We start from the raw sequence: 17,343 nt of genomic DNA, 5'->3' as shown, positions 1-17,343 counted from the left end.
GACTGGTTCGCTCCACTCGTCGGGAAGATGGACGTTTGTCGATGGCACGATAGGCGGACATGATTTGCCTTATAAACACGCAATGCCGTGGTCTCACGACGCAGATTGTACCGTTCATCGAACGCGTGGCTACTAACACGACACCCGAAAAAGGGCTCTCGCGATTTGGGCGCTATTGATCACAGCGGCCCCGGGCGCGGCCAATCCTATGCAATCTCGCGCCGCCAATCTCGAATATCATCTGCAGTAACCCAAATCCGGCCATCGAAGGCGATCATGCCTTTGTCAAATTTGGAGCTGGCAATTGCACCGATCGTAACGAGGTCGGGTTGCTGTCCGAAGCCTACTGCAGAGTTGGACTGAGCATCTTTGATTGCCGCCTTTGTCACGACGACGGCCTGCTTGGAGGAGCCGGCGCCCATGACCATGATGGCATTGTTGCCGATCATGTTGAAACGATTTGGAAGAACGTCCAACGGCATGAATACTCCTTTCTGGAGGAGCAGCCTTTTAACATGCTCCGTGGCGCAATGATATGCAGCAAATAGACGGTGGCGGGCATTCACACTCAGTGATCGCCGCCTCCCGGGGGTGAATATTGTACAGCGCAGCAATCGTTCGCAGAACGTAGTGAACGCCGCTTTGAGATCCTATCCAATGTCGCCACCAACCTGTCGGGCCAGATCGGTTAATCCAGACGTTGACGCTATTGCCGGGCCGGGTTCAGAAGCCCGCCAATGATATGATCAGCAGGCTTTTGGCGACTATCAGTCGAATTGACTCGCTAATGTACTCCTCATGTGACCGTGATACCCCACTTGGTGGCCGATCGCCTGTTTCGGACCGTCGAGACTTGTGGGGCTCGCTTCTCTTCACCTCAGGGCGAGCCTCCTCAGTACAAGCACTTCTTTATCGCTGGTTGGCCGGCGGACTGAAGTGGTCGTTCACTCAAGATAAGATGGTCTCGGTCGATGGTGTCGCATGGATGTGGATGGTAATCGATGAATGAACCGGAGAATTTCAATACCGACGCTTGGAAATACATTGCTCGGGCAAAATCCTTTCTTGAAGGCGCTTATGTCGTCGAATTGCACTCGGCGAGCTGCGGGATACTAATAACCCCTGCACTCCATCTCGCAGGTCACGGCCTGGAGTTGTTACTCAAAGGGTGCCTGCTCCAAAACGGGTATTCGACCATTCAGTTGCTTAGTTTTGGTCATCGGATCAACGATATGTGGCCCCTCGCTGCAGCGGAGCAGTTGCGGCTGGCGGCGCGGATCAACGCTGCTATCACTCATCAGGATGCGATATCTGCCGGTGACTATCCCGCCGTGGAAGTTGTCATCAACCCGCAGGAGCTTTTCGAAACACATCTTACCGATCTGGGAGCGCTGCACGCAGAAACGATGCATTTTCCAATTCGCTATCCAGCGGAAGACGAGCGGATCGCCCCCAGAGCTAGCCTGCTAATCGGTAGTTTGTGGCGAACGGCAGATGACTACGTGAAGCGGTGGAGCGACTTCAAAACCGCGCCTCAGCTTTAGGACGCGATGTGGAGGGAATGCCTACTCAGCTCGAGGGCGCCGACCAAGCTTTCAGGCGTCCATAGCGGCACCATCGCCCGATGCCGATGTTCCGGAATTCGTCGTCTAGCAAGTGCTCAGCGATACGTGGCTGCGCAACGCGCCGCTGCTCACATGGCAGGATGTCTCAGGCCGGTTCCTCATCATCGGCGGGGCGGCCCGCCATTCATCCACGATTTCAAGAGGCGCTAGGATTTGATTGCCGATAGCCGCTGCCGCTCCCTAGGATCGCGCATGAGTGTTCGCGTCGCGTCCTTCGAGAAAAAACCAACGGATACCAGAATGCTTTCGACTTGACTCAGCCACGAGGACGTCGTTCACGCCCCCGCGGTAAGCTGAATTCGGGGTGACACCAAACCGTTGGTTTTGCGATCCAGATCTTAGTCGATGAAGGTCATCTGGTCGGGTGGAACCGCGTTAAATTGCTGACAGCAATGCTTGACGCGGCGAACCACCGGCTTTGTGCTAACTTAGCTCTATCAGCCCGGCTCCCGAGAGTTGTCATTTCTTGACCATGAATGCTGGCTCCGCTGGTTCGGCGGCTGAGATCACGGGTCCGCCCATTTCTGCCGCAGCGTGTTGAGCGCTGCATGCCGCGTGCGGGAGGGATTGTGCGTGAGACCTACGCTGCCCCCCTATATGGCATAGAGGCCGGAGGTCGAGGTGGCGCGCGGTTGCTGACTACACTTCCCGACCCGTTGCCGGTCTGAAAGATTGCAAGTAGCTCGCCCAAGCGGCTGCTTTCCTGTGCAAGACCCGCGCCCGCGGCGTTCATTTGTTCGACCATTGCAGCGTTCTGTTGGGTCGCCTGGTCCATGTGATTGACGGCACTATTGATCTCCGACAATCCCAGCGACTGTTCCTTGGCAGCCGTGGCAATGGCGTCCATGTGCTGATTGATCTGCTGCACAAGGTCGGCAATAGCGGTAAGGCCCTCTCCGGTGTCATTGACAAGGCGGACGCCTTCGCTGACTGCGACTTCCGAATTTCCGATCAGGCTTTTGATTTCTTTCGCGGCATTGGCCGAGCGCTGCGCAAGTTCGCGCACTTCCTGGGCTACGACTGCAAACCCCTTGCCTGCTTCGCCGGCACGGGCGGCTTCGACGCCTGCGTTCAATGCGAGCAAATTGGTCTGAAAAGCGATCTCGTCGATAACGCCGATAATTTGGCTGATCTGCCTGGACGAATGCTCGATCTTCCCCATGGCGCTGACCGCATTGTTGACAACCTGGCTTGAATTCTCGGCGCGAGTCCGGGCGCCTCGCACCAGATCGCGGGCATCTCCAGCGCGCTTGGAGGTGGACTGTACGTTGGCGGTGACTTCCTCCAGTGCCGCGGCGGTTTCCTCAAGCGAAGCTGCCTGCTGTTCGGTACGCTTCGAAAGATTGTCGGACGCCTGCGAGATCTCGTAGCTACCGCTGTTGACCAGCGACGCCGCCTGGCCCACCCCACGCATGGCGTTGCGAAGCTGGCTCACGGATATGTTGAAGTCCTGCCGGAGCGCCTCGAACTGCGGTGCGAGGGCGGTGTCAATTTCACAAACAAGATCTCCTGCCGCCAGACGCCGCAGTCCGGCGGCAAGGGCGCTGGTAGCCTGCATCAGGCGCTCTTCGGCGTCGGCCTCTGCGCGGCGCTGCACTTCGATGCGTTCGCGTTCCGAGGAAATCCTTGCCTCTGCCGTTTGCTCTTCAAGTGTCTTATTGCGGATGGCGGCCTGTTGAAAGACTTCGACGGAACGGGCCATTTCTCCAATCTCATCGCGGCGATCGACACCAGCGACGGTAATCTTAAGATCGCCCTGGGCCAGGGCTCGCATCGAATGCGTGATAACGCCAATCGGCTTGGTGACGCGGAAGACGATGACGCAGACGCCGAAAATACTGACGACTGCAGCGACTAGAAAAATGAGTGTGTAGGTGACGAAATGGGAGAACGCCTGCGACTGGCTTGCAACGGCTGCAGCAACCATGCCATCGGCTGCTGCCGCAGCAGTGTTGGTGATGAAAAGAAGGGCGTCATTGCCCATTGGGCGCCAAACGTCGAGGGACATTGGGGCGTTCTTGCCGGCTGCGAACGATTCGAGAAGTGCTGCGCGCTGGGGTGCAAAATCGCCGCCGAAGTAGCCGCTGTCCGCTGCTCGATATGCGTCCTTCACCAATGGAAGAGTATCTGGATGGTTGACGAGTATGCCGACCTGTTTCCACGCGAAGTTCACAGTGTAATCATTGAGCTGGATCTTGCCCAGCTCGGCGGCCGTCATCGTTGCACCCGCGCCGAGCGTAATATTAACCTGCAGGTTTGACGCCCCGGCGAATGCACGGGTTGACCACGCCAGCGAACGGATCTGGATCATTGCTGTCATTGAAGGATCGCTCTCGCGAATCCGGGCTTCGGTTGCTGTCGAACCATTTTCCAGCGCGGTCAACAGTTGCTGTCCGAGAGCGAGGGTGTTGTCCTGAAGGCCGGGATCGCGGTCTGCCAGCTTTTTGGTCAACTCTCCGTCAAGCGTCGAGCGGAACGCCAGCACCTGATCGAACGTGCTCATGACTTCTGCAATAGGTGCTTTGATCGCCTTGTCATCGATCCCGGCGTAGATCGCCTTCGCCTCGGACATAGCCTTATCGACCAAACCACGATCCTTGGTCAGCGAAGCTAGCGTGCCGGCGAGTGCGTTGATTTCCATCTTTGCGGCCGAGGAACCATCGCCACGCTCGTTGCGAAAGGTCGCAAGGGTCTGGAACAGTGCACGATCGAGAGCGGTAAGTTTCGATACGTCCCTAAAAATCCGGTGCTGCGTGTAAGCGTCCATGGCAGATGAGGCGGTTAGTACGCAGATCACTCCGCTCAAAAGCAGAAAAATGCCGACTAGAATATTGCGGATAGAAAATGTCACAGTAGCCACACCTAGATTGCTGACGTCTAGCTGCTGATCCGCATCTCGACAGCCAATGTGCTGGAACCGCGAGCGTAAGTGCTTTCACACAAAACGCAGTGCTGGCCGCCGAGAGTTTGCTCGTTCGCAGGCTCATCATGGCCAGTCCAATAGCGGCGAGATTAGCGCCGGTTTGTTGAAACAGCGTTAATAGAAACCAGAATTTGTGGGGCGGGAGGACAGACTGCCAAGAATGAGCGCTTACGATGATAGCGATGCTATAGTTACGCTTAAGCGGGCATGAACCTGACAGTCTTCGATAAGCGCTGTCGTTGCCGACGACATCTCCTTACGGCTCGGTAGCGAACGCCTTGCCGAAGAGCTAAAAATGTCGGTGCATCGATTGTCTCCATCACCATTGCTCCTGCCTCGGGTTACGTGAGGTTCAGCATCAACGACTGGTGGTGCGATTGACATTGTGGCTTTTCAGGATAATTTCGAACTTTCGAACCGCTATTGTTTGATAAAAAAATGGAACATATCGCTGCTAAGACGCCGCCATTTCCCGGATTTTTCGCCGAGGTTTTTCCGCGAGAAAATTATGAGTTCCATAAATAGCCGTTACGCATTTTTCGGCAAGGTTTTTAGGCGTGGGGCAGCCAGATTAGAAAGACAATGGCGTATGATAAGGACCGCTGCCGCGCGGCGGGCATGCGTATCTATACCTCCAGGATTGGCGGAAAGTGGCGGAGGTTGCGTTCAGACTTCCGGAAGCGAATAGCGCGTGAGCACCGCGCTGTCTTCGCTCTCGATAGTTATTTCGATGACTTCGTTGACGAAGTCCTGCCCCACGACAAATTCTTGGAGGATCAGAGCGAACAATTCCCGTTGCAAAGCCGGTAGGACTTGCGGCACAATTATCACCAGGCCCGCATGGAGCTCTTCTTTTGCATAAAGCTTGCGAAAGTCACGAGCGTTGTTGGTCACGAACGTGAAATCCTCGGCGACGATCCGGGGCATTAGATCCCAGTCCGTTTCGCCGCTCAAACCCAGCCAGTTGACATGGGAGCAGTCGTGGCCGGCGCCTTGGGCAACGGCCACAAGAGACGTGTGAAGGCATTCGTCTATCAGAAATTTCACGATGCCGAGCCGGACGAATTAGAAGTGGTCCCAAGACGCAAGCGCTTTGAGGACGTCGCCTTCAAGCCGAGTTCAGACAGCTTTCGCGGCCGTCCCCTTGCCGGATGAGCGGCAGCCCAGATTTCGGAAGAGTCCACCATTCCTGGGCTGAGAGACGGATAGCCTTCAAGAATTTCCGATGTGCTAGCTCCCTGAGATTTCATCGCGGCGATCATTCGCACTGGAATGCGGGTTCCTTTGTAAACAGGCTCTCCACCCATGACACCTTTGACGATCTCTATCGCCTGCTCCGCCTGCCTCAGTGCTTCAGCCCGAGCCGCTAACTGTTCACGCGCGCGCGCAACATCCACAATGAGATAGTCGTCTGCTCGGACTGTATCCGCGTCGGGGTTCTGTTCGATGGAATCGAACAGCTGTTTGCGGCGCTCGGCAGATAGGATTGACCCCACCCCATACCAGAGCTTCAACCGAAGCAGATCGTCATCATTAAGCGCACGTCCTCCGCCCCCGACAAACTGCGCAATGATCCGCTTGTCGATAGCGTTGTGTACCGACTTCACTGCGATCTCGCTGAGAGCTGCGGCTTCCGTCGGCGTATAGGCGCGTGCAATAACCATAATCATTCTCCTTGTGGAGAATATATAATGCGATGAACCCTAATGGTAAAGTCCTCACATTCGATGTTTTCTGCAATCTCATTTTAGTCACTCATCAAAGGTCAAATGCCCGAGTTGTCTTGCTTCGCGAAAGCCAAACAATCGCAGCCACTTATCTTTGTCGCACAGTGTCAAAGTCGTGGCCGACGGTTCAGATCCCTTCAAGCGCAGGATCATCGGCGAGCCTCGCACCAAGTTTCCCGAGCCTATCGTTCTCACCATTTAGTCGGCTCATCGTCAGATGCCTCTAATAGGCAATAGAAGGCGCTTTGCTGGCCGCCACTACTATTTCTTTGCTGCACTAAAACCATCGATGATCACGTTGACCCCGAACGTGAAAAAAGTGTCCGTGGAGGAGGCGGTGTAATCGGCAAATGCCATCTGAAGAAGCGGTCGATCCTTCTCCTGTCCAGACTGGGTCGATGGTGGATATGCGGCTTCTGCTTGTTCTTCCAACACCGACCCGACTGTAAACCGAGACAGAGTCACGAGCATCCGCAGGGCAAAGCCTGGCTCGAACCCTTGCTCTGTCAGGAACCGAAGTTGGCGCTCACCGGTATCGGCATCCGACGCTTCACTGCGCGAGCCGGCATGTACGCGAGCGCCATCTCGAAATGAAAGAAGAGCCTGGCGGAAGCTCAGGCTGTGGCGCATGAGGTACGACTTCCAGTCTTCATCGGCCTGCGCATCCCGATAGAGGTGGCTGGACCTCATGATTTCGGCGTTCATCGCGTCTATCAGCGCTCTCTTGTCCGTCATGTGCCAATAGATTGCGGGCTGCTGCACTCCGAGCTTCTCCGCCACCATTCGTGTGGAGAGTTTGTCGAGCCCGACTTCGTTCAGTACATCCAATGCCGCACGTACGATATCGACCTTCGCAATCTTCATTGCAGCTCCTTATTGACTATAAAGTTTATCGCTGATAAACAATCTTTATAGCTTATAAATTCTAGGTGATGCCATGACAAGCGATAAGGTTAGCGTGTCCGGAATCGAATTGGCGTTCGACCAGTTCGGAAGGCCCGGAGATCCCACGATACTTCTGATGATGGGCAACAGCGCGCCGGGTCTGGTGTGGCCCGATGAGTTCTGCGAGGCGCTTGCCACGCTGAACTTTCGGGTGGTCAGATATGACCAGCGTGACACCGGCCTTTCGACATATGTGGATTTCGAGCGGTCTTCGTACACGTTGGACCACCTCGTGGATGACGCTATTGGCCTGCTCGATGCATTGGGCGTTCACCAGGCGCACCTTGTCGGACTTTCACAAGGGGGAAATCTTGCGCTACGGGCAGGGCTCGTTCATCCATCGCGAGTGGCCAGCATCACCACAATGATGTCGTCTCCTGATCTCGGACCCAAGAACGATGCTTTTGCTGGCAGGCCGCCAAAATCAAATGCGCTGCCCGGGCCTGCGGCCAACTATGTTCAGGCTGTCATCTCACTCAATAGCGCGCCGGCATGCACAGACACCGAGGTGGCGGAGCGCTTCGTCGAGAACTTCCGGCTTGCGGCGGGTCCCAAGTCTCCGTTTGACCAGGCATCCTGGAATGCGATCGGGGATGCGTTTGCATTTCGCCGCCTTGGGCAGCGGGCGGCGATGGCGAACCACAGCAATCACGGCAGAGCACAGGCTGCTTCGCCGTCTCTGACCTCTGATGATCTGGCGCTCCTGTCCAAACCGTGTCTGATAATTCACGGCGAGTGCGACCCGATCTTTCCGATCGAGCACGCACACTGGGCAAAGTCTCACATTGATGGCGCGGAGCTTCTTGTCGTTGCTGACATGGGACATGCTCTCGACAAAGCATTTATACCTGAGATCGTCGACCGCATCGGGTTCTTCTGCCACGGGTCCACCGCGGTGAGGCAATTGATCAAGGGCAGAGATAGCAACTATTCGGCGATCTAGCTCGAAAGCATGCAAGATCTGACGCATCAACCTCGGATGGCTAGATTTATATTCGGAAGTTGCTATTCTATCTCAAGTTGTTTTCGGAGCTAAGCGTTGCGGGGGTAGTGCTTATGGACGTTAATGCAATCATAGCAGACATATACGATGTCTCGACCAGCGACCAAGATTGGATATCTCTGGGCAAGACGCTGTTCGAACACCTTGGCGCGGACGCTGGCACTCTTCGCCTTCAGGGCGCCGACGGCCGATCTTCGAACGTGTTCGAACCCTGCGAGACTGGCTCCGACCCTTATACCGACTACTATCTTCACATAGATCCGATCAGGGCAGCGCTGTCCAAATCGCCGGTTTTCACACTGGGAAGGGAAGCGGTCATGACGGTCGAAGACGTCGTCGATGGCGACACCTATCGACGCTCGGAGTTCTACCGCGACTTTGCCAGGTCGAACAGCCGCGAGCATATGATGATCGGACTTATCGGAGATAACGATCACACGATCATGAGTTTCTTCCGCGGGGATAAGGCTTTCAAAGCCGAAGAGCGTGCGGAATTCGCGCGCCTCCTGCCGCATGTCAAACGCGGACTGCAGTTGCGGCAGAAGGTGCACCAGTCAGCGGTCGAATCTCGCTTGGCCTACGCTGCCTTCGAGGCATTCCCAGGAAATGCCGTCGTGGTTGATCGTGATTGCAATGTCCTTTTTGCGAATGCCAAGGCCTCACGAACTCTCGCACGCCGAGGCGCGCCAGTTTCGCTCAGCATGGTCGCCGCCGGAGGCAGATCGCGGCTTGGCGTCAACGGACGCGAGGGTGCAAGGTTTAGGCAGATGGTTCAAGACGCCGCGCACGGCGGAAACGGGGCAGCACTGCGCTTGGAATTCGCCGCACCTGACACCGACCGCGTCGGACAACTCGCTCTGTTCATATCGTCTCTTCCAGGAACCGGGACGTCTAAACTCGAAGGCTCACCTGTCCTGGTCGTGATCCACGAACTGTCTCAACCCCGCGGGGCCGCACCATCGATCTTCAGTGACCTGTTCGGATTGAGCGCTGCAGAAGGCGCAGTCGCCGCCGCGCTGCTGGGAGGGCAGACGGCCGAGACCGTCGCCCGCGACCGAGATGTGTCGCTAGATACCGTGCGCACGCAGATCCGCACAGTGCTGCGGAAAACCGATGCCGCGAATCTCCGGGATTTCGAGCGGATCGGTGCGCTTCTCGGAGCTTTTGCCCGCTGATCACCACTTCTGAGGATGCGGTCAGTCGTTGAAGACCGTAGTTGGTGGGCGAGTTCGCCACCCTTGGCGATGCCTTTTCGCCGCACAGCAGGCGGCCAACGACGGACACTGCCATGATCGCCCAAGCTATAAGAATGATACTGACCAACCTGCCGGTCATACTGTGTATCGCCGCCATTGCGTTCGCTGCTTTGTCGAGATGCAACGGACATTGGTCGCACCGGTATCTCTCCTGGATCTTGTTGCTGGCTGTCGGATTCGACGGCATCTGGGCCGGGGTCTTCCATGTGTTCTTTCCGGGGATCGCTTCAGCGCAGATCGGTTGGCAGCCGAGCCCGTTCGAGTTTGAAATTGGGGTTGCCGACATCGCTCTGGGGATCGTTGCAGTCATATCCTTCTGGTGCAGTCTGTCCTTCCAGAGTGCTGTCGCGGCATACGCCATTCTATTCTACATCGGCGTGTCGATCGGTCATTTCGTCCAGGCGTTCGGACATGGCGATTATGCTGCAGACAATTTCGGCATGCTGCTGGCGCTGACGATCGCGCGTGCCGTCGTCCTTGCAATTCTGCTGATGACCGCCTGGAATCGGAATGTCTTGGGCCAGGCGGGAGGAAGCATAGATGCTCGCGCATAATTCTGGTCAGGATCATCGGTGGCTCATCTCCGCGCTCGGCGGACTCTGTCTTATCGGCTTGGGCGCTGCCCTTGCTCTCGATCAGCTTGGCTATGTTCTGCCCTACCGCTGGCTGTTTCTGATCCTGCTCATTCCGGCCGTCGGTATGATCCTGGATAGCTTCCGCCTTGCAAAGAACTTTGGCTGGAGGGACATTCGGCCGCTTTCACGGCTGATCACCGGAGTGATCTTTGTCCTTATAAGCGTCCTCATGTCACTGCGGCTGAACACGGGACTGATCTTCCCGGTGCTCATAGTGGCATTGGGTGCCGCAACCTTGGTGCGTGCGGTGCTTGGGCGAGTTTTCTAACCTCTTTCGAGGATGGGAATGCGGTCACTTCGACGGCATACAGGTCACTGTCGGCGAAGCATTGTCGCCCAAGTTCGTGTCGTAAAGGCTGGCCGTATTGCCCCTGGTCCACCACACGTACTTGCCTGCCGCGTAGCGCGCGCCCGAGCCGGAGATCACAGAAGCGAAGACCGTCGGTTGACGCTGTCCGGGCACCGTCAGGATTGCGAGAAAGTTTGGATCGGCGTTTACATAAGTCGCCGCCAGCAGACCCTGGCCGCCGCAATCATACGTCACCTGTGAGCGCTCGATCTTGCCGTTGCTGTGAAGCTGTATCGTGCCGTTTTCAGCAGCAGCGGAGCAGATGCCCATAGAGAGGGTCGAGATCGCTGCGGCAATGACTATCTTCTTCATGTGGTAGGCCTCTTCGTTGCACGTCCTGCGAATGGGGGCTTTCAAACTGCATTTCTGCCCGTGTCAGCGAAATAATCTGATCGCGCATCGCGGGCATACCCAGAAGTGGTGATGCGGAGGCCGAACTGTATCGGCTATTCCCCCCGCCATCGGAGCGGACATCAACGGGCCACGTGGTCCGAAAGAGCTTCCGGTTCGCGATCGGCCTTCCAAGGCGACGATACGCCCGGCAGACAGAGGATACCATCCTTGCCGGCGAGCGGTTCGCGGAAGGCCACGGCCAGTTCAATGCGCAGACCATTCACGTGCAGATCGAGTGTGCCGAGGCCCGCTCGACGCTTTCAACACAAGTTCGGAGTGAACATGAATACGAAATTTGCAGTCATGCTTGGCTTTGCAGCTCTGCTCGCAGCGCCATCTCTCAGCAGCGCCGCACCTATCATGCCTGAAATCGACGCCCCGTCCGCAATCACACTGGTCGCTGGCGGGTGCGGTCCGAATGCATGGCGTGGACCATACGGCGGTTGCCGCTCGACGCCGTTCTACGGTCGCTTGCCCAACGGCTACTACCAGGAGCGTCCAGTTGCCAGCAACGCGTGCCCACCCGGCTACTGGCGGGGTCCTTGGGGTCACTGCCGCAACACGCCGTATCACGGCCGCCTGCCGAACGGCAATTGGAAGTAACCAGAGCGAGGATGGATCGATGCGTCTTTCAAAAAATGCCAATGGCTTGTTGCTGGGAATTACGCTGCTTCTTGCAGGTGCGGGATCAAGCCATGCGGATGTCGCCAAGATCGGCATCCTGTCGTGTGATGTCTCGAAGGGCATCGGCGAGATCCTTTCCCGCAAGCAGACGCTGGCCTGCCAGTTCAAGCCCGATGGCGGCGAACCGGAAACCTACAGTGGCAGCATCGACGAATATGGCGTCGAGCTCGGCAAGGTCGATCAAGGGCATCTGATCTGGGGCGTCGCCTCGGCTATGCGCGGTGTTCCGCAGGGCGCGCTCGCCGGGAAGTATGTCGGCGTCGGGGCGGGTGCCGCACTCGGCGTTGGCGTCGGCGCCAATGCGCTCGTCGGCGGAAACAACCAGTCGTTTTCGCTGCAGCCGCTGTCCGTCGACGGCGAGACCGGCATCAACATCGCTACAGGCATTGTTAAGGTCACCTTGACGGCGGCCAACTGAACCTCAATCGCGAAAGGGAGATTACCATGACCGAACTCACGCTCTCACGTCGTAGCTTGATCGCAGTATCAGGCATCGCTCTCACCGCCGGCTCAATCGCAGCCCTCGTATCGTCACCCGTGCAGGCTGATCAGGGCAACATGGATGCGGCGTTGCGCCAACTCCAGAACGCCCTGGAGTCGTTGCATCGGGCAACTCCGAACAAGGGCGGCCACAAGGAGCGTGCTGCCGAGCTGGTCGAGCAGGCGATGGCCGAAGTGCAGGCCGGGATCGCCTACGCCGCAGAGCATGGCGGCGGCTGATAGCAGCTCGCAACCAGATCAAAAGCATCTCAAAGGAAAATGGAAATGAAACGCTCAAACGCTCTTAGCCTGCTGCTTGCAGGCTATCTCACACTTCTGGCGGGGACCGTCCTCGCGCAGGAGGCTGCCAAGAAGCCTCACGTTCCACTTGAAAAGACCGTGGGTCAGGTCGCGCAACAGGCTCCTGTTGCATCCCTGCTCGTCATCAATGCGGGCGGTGCCAAGCTGGAGGGCGACAAGCTGACCCTCACCGGCGTCTCTGCGAACTCGATCGTTTTTGCCGATCGCCCCGTTCGCGCGGCTGGCCACATTACCACTGACGAGATCGTCAAGCAGTGGGGCGAAGGCGCCGACAACTTCGAGAAGGATCCGCCGAACGCGACCGTATCCGTTCTCGGCGGCGGTTCCGATGTGGGCGACGCCGTGGTGACGCTCAAATCGCCCAAGCTCGACGGCACGACGCTCACCTTCGACGTCACGGTGCTGGAAGGAAACCTGTCGGGTGCTTCGGGACCTGCTGCGGTCTTCATCGACCATTGGAGAGGGTGGAACAACGCTGGCTGGTACGCGCTCGGTGCGGCCTCTGGCGCTGCGATCGGAGCTGATCTCGCCGGCCCGCGTTATGGCGCGCCTTATTACCCACAGCCCGCATACTATCCGCCAGCCAACCCATGCCCTCCGGGATACTGGATGGGACCCTGGGGTCATTGCCGTGACACGCCATATCACGGTCGCCTGCCGGACGGTCAGTGGCAATAGAACGACTCCGGGGCGGTTTTCTCGCCCCGGACCTAAGGCCAATAGCAACAGACCATCCTCTAAATTCTTGGCGCGCTTGCCGCCTGCTGGAACGCCGATATGACACGACATCACTTTATCGAGCCACCGAAACAAAGGCGGCCGACAGCAAAAGACACAATTCGACAGCTCATGGCCTATGGCCTCCTTGCACTTGCGCTTTGGACGCTTTTCCGGTCGCCTTCTGCGAAAGCCGGACAAGAATTCTTCGCAGTGGGCGACGTTGATCTTGCAGGTCGCCCAGGATCGATCATCCGGTCCGAGCCGATGCCATTCTCGCCTCCCGACGCATCGGCCTTCCGGATCCTCTACAGGTCCGTGGGACTTCACGGTGAACCGATCGCGGTGTCCGGAGTATTCATCAAGCCTTCGACCGGAAACGACGCCGTGCGTCCGGTGGTCGCGTGGGCTCATCCGACCAGCGGCGTCGCGACCGCTTGTGCGCCCTCGCTGAGCCGCGGTGTGTACCGCCAGATCCAAGGCCTCGAGCAGTTGCTTCAGCAAGGATTCGCGGTGGTGGCGACGGACTACCCCGGCCTCGGTGGTCCCGGCGTCCACCCTTACCTCATCGGCGAGAGCGAGGGCCGAGCGGTACTCGATTCCGTGCGGGCAGCTCGGGAACTTCTGGCCCAGAGTTCCCCCACGCAGTTTGCTGTCTGGGGGCATTCCCAAGGAGGTCAAGCGGCACTCTATGCTGGTCTGCTGGCGAGGAGCTACGCCCCGGAACTCACCCTTGAAGGCATAGCAGCGGCGGCCCCGGTCACCGACCTCGCCACACTGATGCGCGACGATTTCGCCTCAAGCGGTGGAAAAGGACTGACTGCGCTCACTCTTTGGTCATGGTCGCGAGTGTTCGACATCAAGCTGGACAAGATCGTCGATCCCGCGGCCATAAGCACAGTTGATACACTTGCAGGCGGCTGCATCGAAACGATCTTCGACTTCTTGGAGCGGCGCATCGAGGAGAGACCACTGTCGAAGGACTTCCTGACTGTCACCGATATCAGCGCGGCGCAGCCTTGGAACGATCTACTGAAGCAGAACTCGCCTGGCGTTCTTCCACGAGAAGTCCCGGTGTTCATCGCTCAAGGGCTCGGTGACGGCATCGTTCGACCCAGCGTGACGATCTCCTATGTGCGACAACTCTGTAACCACGGCACCAGTGTGGACTTCCTCGCTGTTTCAAAGGTCGGCCACGGCTTCATTGCGCGCGATACCGCACGTGAGGCTGTCCGGTGGATCGGCGACAGGTTCGCGGGTGCCATCGCACCAAATACCTGTGCGCAGTTGCCCCAACCGCAGCAGGGGGATTGAACGATGAATGCCTTGTTACTGGCCGCGGGCGTCTTCGTCGTGCTTGGAATTTCGACGTCCCTGGGAATGGTCCTGCGCGATCGCTTGCCATCCCACCACCTCAACGCTGAATCAAAAGAGGTGATCCGGCTTGCGACAGCCATCGTCGGTACGCTTTCAGCGCTGGCTCTCGGGTTGTTGATCGCTTCTGCAAAGTCCGACTACGACACCGCGCAAAACGAACTCGATGGCACGGCCGCCCATATCGTGCTGCTTGATCGTCTGATGGCTCAATATGGGTCGGAGGCCAACGACGCGCGTGTGATGCTTCGCGACTTAATCCAGATTCGTCTGGATCGAGGATGGACCATCGAGACGAGCGACGACAATGATGCTGGACGGGCTTCTGCCTACAGGCAGATCGAAGCTGTCCAAAGCAAGCTTCGCGCCCTCGATCCTCAGGACCAGGTTCATCGTCTGATCCAGACACGTGCATTGGAGGTCAGCGGCAATCTCGCGGAAGGACACTGGCTGCAGGTGGAGTCCGCCGATGAAGGATTACCATGGGGCTTCATGATCGTCCTCGTGTACTGGCTCGCATTGCTGTTCGGAACGTTTGGCCTTCAGGCACCCGCAAATCCGACGGTGATCACCATCATCATCGTCTGCGCGCTGTCGGTAGCGGGCGCGGTATTCGCAGTGGCGGATATGGCCAACCCTTATGCAGGGTTCATTCAAATATCCGACAGGCCGTTGCAAGGGGCGTTGACCCGCCTCGGCAGTGCATAACCGCGACAGATTGCTTCCATGAATCGTGGTCGTATCCGATACGCGTGATTGCCAAAAAGACTTGACGAAATGCTAATATTAAATATATGTAAGTACACATACACAAAGAGACTGATATGGAAGATCGTAGACAGACGATATTGGAGGCGGGACTTGCCATCTTGCGGGAGGAGGGGTTGGCTGGCTTCACGCAGCCGAAGGTCGCTGCCAAGGCCGGACTGCGACAGGGCAACTTAACCTACTATTTTCCGACCCGGACGGATTTGTTGGGGGGCGTGGCCGAGATCGCGATCACACGGCAGCTTGCGACAGCGAGGCAGATGGTGACCTCCGTTTCCAGCGTGGCTGAGGCTGTCGATACGATCGCGGCTGCCACCGTCCGGCACGAGAACACCCGCCTGCTTGTGGCGCTGAACCAGGCAGCGGATGCCGAGCCGGCACTTGGTCTGCTCTTCAATCAACTTACCGACGGCTTCATCAATCAACTCGGCGTTCTGCTGACGAAGCTCGGATTGCCATCCGACAACGCGTCGATCGATTTGATCCATGGTTTGTTCGTGGGCCTGTCGGTGATCGATCTCGCGACGAGCCGACCCGGAGGCGAAGAGCGCTCCCGCGCCACTCTCCAAAATGTCTTCAGCATGCTTTCGACCGTTCAACCCGTAGACAAGGAGCATTAAAATGCCCACTTCCGTTTTGATTGCAGGCGCTGGCCCTGTAGGGCTGACAATGGCTGTTGAACTGGCCCGTTTCCAGGTTCCAGTCCGCATCATCGACAAAACCGCCGCACGCACCGACAAGTCGAAAGCACTAGCCGTCTGGAGCCGGACGCTAGAGCTGCTTGACCGAAGCGGTTGCGCCCAAACCCTGATCGCGGCGGGGCGCAAGACGCGGGCTGTCGACATCATGGACGGCAAGAAAACAATTGCGCGCGTGGCGTTTGATGAGTTGGACTCACCGTTTCGCTTCGTCTTGATGGTTCCTCAATCCGAGACGGAGCGAGTGCTCGAAGAGCAGCTTGCCTCTTATGGCGTTCAGGTTGAGCGAAACGTCGAGTTTTCAGGTTTTAGCGAAGTGGGAAGCGGTGTCAGTTGCAATGTGAAGCATTCGGATGGCCGGACGGAGGTGATCGACGCAGATTGGCTTGTCGGCTGTGACGGTGCTCATTCGCCAATCCGGCACCAGCTCGGCATGTCGTTCGACGGAGAGACCGTTCCTGGAAACTTCGTCTTGGCAGACGTCCATGTGGCTGGCCTGCAGATACCGGAGGATGAGTTCCCCATCTTCTGGCACAGGAGCGGGATTGTCGCATTCTTTCCTATCGCCAAAGACCGCTATCGTGTCATCGCCGACGTCGGAGCCGGATCGTCGGCTGATCCCACGCTTGCCGACGTTCAGAACATCGTCGACCAGCGTGGTCCCGGTGACGTCGTTCTGAGTGACTGCATCTGGATCGCGCCGTTCACCGTCAACGAACGCAAGGTGAAAGACTTCCGCAAGGGGAGGGTGTTTCTCGCAGGTGACGCTGCTCATATCCATAGCCCTGCTGGCGGACAGGGTATGAACACAGGCATGCAGGATGCTTTCAACCTCGCGTGGAAGCTTGCTATGGTGATCAAAAACGACGCCAGTTGCGATCTTCTGCTCGACAGTTACAGCGTTGAGCGCAGTGCCAACGCCGCTCAGGTTCTCAAAGACTCCGGTCGAATGCTCCGGGTTGGGACGATGCAGAACGCGACGGGACAGGTCGTACGAAATTTCCTGATGCATCAACTCTTCGGCCTCTCGTTCGCCAAGCATATCGCGGCGGAACGGCTGTCGGAACTAACCGTCGGCTATGATGAAAGCCCCTTGAATGGAACAGTGGCGAAGGGGATCGGCTTCCCCGAACCAGGGCATCGTATTGGCGGTAGCGATAACTACGGCGAGGGCGACAGCCCTCAGTTCGCGATCATCGCCAAAGACAATGGAGATGTGCGAGATAGGATCAAGCGTAACCCTGGCTTTGTGGAAGGCGCCATCCGCACTTCTCCAGCATCCAAGGGTATCTGCCTCGTTCGTCCTGACGGGTACGTGGCGATGACGGCAAGTGCCGAGGGGTGGGACGACGTAGACAGATATCTCGACCAGATGGCAACGACGCCGGCTCCACAAACCTAGATGCCGTAATGGGCCGGCGCTTCCGAGATTGTAGCCAGATTGG

Annotated in this window: 20 protein-coding genes; 13 read left to right on the top strand and 7 right to left on the bottom strand. The window is 57.6% G+C overall.

All coding sequences use genetic code 11. The annotated features are described in order from the left end of the window. Positions 1-206: 206 nt before the first annotated feature. Complete coding sequence (locus GVL52_RS03130; protein WP_160003896.1) at positions 207-482, bottom strand: hypothetical protein; 276 nt, start codon at positions 480-482, stop codon at positions 207-209. Positions 483-1,001: 519 nt separating this feature from the next. On the opposite strand from GVL52_RS03130, the gene GVL52_RS03125 reads away from it, so the two are divergent. After that, entirely contained in the window at positions 1,002-1,544 is a 543-nt protein-coding gene (locus GVL52_RS03125; RefSeq protein ID WP_160003895.1) for a hypothetical protein, read from the top strand. Between the two features lie 661 nt (positions 1,545-2,205). On the opposite strand, the gene GVL52_RS03120 is transcribed toward GVL52_RS03125, so the two are convergent. From GVL52_RS03120 to GVL52_RS03105, 4 genes are all read right to left on the bottom strand, one after another. Then, a complete protein-coding gene (locus GVL52_RS03120; RefSeq protein WP_244619078.1) occupies positions 2,206-4,476 on the bottom strand; it encodes a methyl-accepting chemotaxis protein in 2,271 nt (756 codons plus the stop codon). A gap of 738 nt (positions 4,477-5,214) precedes the next feature. Continuing rightward, positions 5,215-5,595, bottom strand: a complete 381-nt coding sequence (locus tag GVL52_RS03115) for a DUF5615 family PIN-like protein (protein WP_160003894.1) — start codon at positions 5,593-5,595, stop codon at positions 5,215-5,217. Further along, complete coding sequence (locus GVL52_RS03110) at positions 5,592-6,215, bottom strand: DUF433 domain-containing protein (RefSeq protein WP_244619087.1); 624 nt, start codon at positions 6,213-6,215, stop codon at positions 5,592-5,594. Before GVL52_RS03110 ends, GVL52_RS03115 begins: the two co-directional genes overlap by 4 nt. A gap of 321 nt (positions 6,216-6,536) precedes the next feature. Continuing rightward, positions 6,537-7,139, bottom strand: coding sequence for a TetR/AcrR family transcriptional regulator C-terminal domain-containing protein (locus GVL52_RS03105; RefSeq protein WP_160003892.1), 603 nt, complete (start codon positions 7,137-7,139; stop codon positions 6,537-6,539). A gap of 73 nt (positions 7,140-7,212) precedes the next feature. Between GVL52_RS03105 and GVL52_RS03100 the strand changes: the two genes are divergently transcribed. From GVL52_RS03100 to GVL52_RS03085, 4 genes are all read left to right on the top strand, one after another. Beyond that, complete coding sequence (locus GVL52_RS03100; protein WP_160003891.1) at positions 7,213-8,163, top strand: alpha/beta fold hydrolase; 951 nt, start codon at positions 7,213-7,215, stop codon at positions 8,161-8,163. 377 nt (positions 8,164-8,540) lie between these two features. After that, positions 8,541-9,398, top strand: a complete 858-nt coding sequence (locus GVL52_RS03095) for a hypothetical protein (protein WP_160003890.1) — start codon at positions 8,541-8,543, stop codon at positions 9,396-9,398. Between the two features lie 113 nt (positions 9,399-9,511). Then, positions 9,512-10,033, top strand: a complete 522-nt coding sequence (locus tag GVL52_RS03090; protein ID WP_160003889.1) for a DUF6790 family protein — start codon at positions 9,512-9,514, stop codon at positions 10,031-10,033. Further along, positions 10,020-10,382, top strand: a complete 363-nt coding sequence (locus GVL52_RS03085) for a hypothetical protein (protein WP_160003888.1) — start codon at positions 10,020-10,022, stop codon at positions 10,380-10,382. Before GVL52_RS03090 ends, GVL52_RS03085 begins: the two co-directional genes overlap by 14 nt. Positions 10,383-10,406: 24 nt before the next feature. Here the strand turns inward: GVL52_RS03085 and GVL52_RS03080 are convergent, their stop codons facing one another. Together GVL52_RS03080 and GVL52_RS03075 are read right to left on the bottom strand one after the other, a co-directional pair. Beyond that, positions 10,407-10,775, bottom strand: a complete 369-nt coding sequence (locus GVL52_RS03080) for an MliC family protein (protein ID WP_160003887.1) — start codon at positions 10,773-10,775, stop codon at positions 10,407-10,409. 161 nt (positions 10,776-10,936) lie between these two features. Next, the gene (locus GVL52_RS03075) at positions 10,937-11,080 is read right to left on the bottom strand and encodes a hypothetical protein (protein ID WP_160003886.1); all 144 of its coding nucleotides are present in this window, start codon (positions 11,078-11,080) and stop codon (positions 10,937-10,939) included. A 58-nt stretch (positions 11,081-11,138) separates the two neighbouring features. Between GVL52_RS03075 and GVL52_RS03070 the strand changes: the two genes are divergently transcribed. The 8 genes from GVL52_RS03070 (at position 11,139) to GVL52_RS03035 (ending at position 17,300) form a co-directional block, all read left to right on the top strand. After that, positions 11,139-11,459, top strand: coding sequence for a hypothetical protein (locus GVL52_RS03070; protein WP_200847745.1), 321 nt, complete (start codon positions 11,139-11,141; stop codon positions 11,457-11,459). A gap of 19 nt (positions 11,460-11,478) precedes the next feature. Further along, positions 11,479-11,958 carry a DUF992 domain-containing protein gene (locus tag GVL52_RS03065; protein WP_160003885.1) on the top strand — a complete coding sequence of 160 codons (480 nt, stop codon included), beginning with the start codon at positions 11,479-11,481 and terminating at the stop codon, positions 11,956-11,958. A 26-nt stretch (positions 11,959-11,984) separates the two neighbouring features. Further along, positions 11,985-12,260 (top strand): hypothetical protein, encoded by a 276-nt coding sequence (locus GVL52_RS03060; protein WP_160003884.1) that lies wholly within the window; start codon positions 11,985-11,987, stop codon positions 12,258-12,260. 45 nt (positions 12,261-12,305) lie between these two features. Further along, positions 12,306-13,019 carry a hypothetical protein gene (locus tag GVL52_RS03055; RefSeq protein WP_244619077.1) on the top strand — a complete coding sequence of 238 codons (714 nt, stop codon included), beginning with the start codon at positions 12,306-12,308 and terminating at the stop codon, positions 13,017-13,019. 99 nt (positions 13,020-13,118) lie between these two features. Further along, positions 13,119-14,372: an alpha/beta fold hydrolase gene (locus GVL52_RS03050; RefSeq protein WP_160003883.1), complete on the top strand. Its 1,254-nt coding sequence runs from the start codon at positions 13,119-13,121 to the stop codon at positions 14,370-14,372. 3 nt (positions 14,373-14,375) lie between these two features. Continuing rightward, complete coding sequence (locus tag GVL52_RS03045) at positions 14,376-15,140, top strand: DUF4239 domain-containing protein (RefSeq protein WP_160003882.1); 765 nt, start codon at positions 14,376-14,378, stop codon at positions 15,138-15,140. Between the two features lie 140 nt (positions 15,141-15,280). Then, complete coding sequence (locus tag GVL52_RS03040) at positions 15,281-15,820, top strand: TetR/AcrR family transcriptional regulator (protein WP_210254105.1); 540 nt, start codon at positions 15,281-15,283, stop codon at positions 15,818-15,820. A 1-nt stretch (position 15,821) separates the two neighbouring features. Next, positions 15,822-17,300, top strand: coding sequence for an FAD-dependent monooxygenase (locus GVL52_RS03035; RefSeq protein WP_160003880.1), 1,479 nt, complete (start codon positions 15,822-15,824; stop codon positions 17,298-17,300). Positions 17,301-17,343: the final 43 nt, after the last annotated feature.

It is taken from the genome of Rhizobium sp. 18055, assembly GCF_902706285.1.
Classification (GTDB): Bacteria; Pseudomonadota; Alphaproteobacteria; order Rhizobiales; family Rhizobiaceae; genus Rhizobium.
Note: the sequence above shows the minus strand (reverse complement) of the source record. Positions and strands in the feature narration are given on the sequence as shown.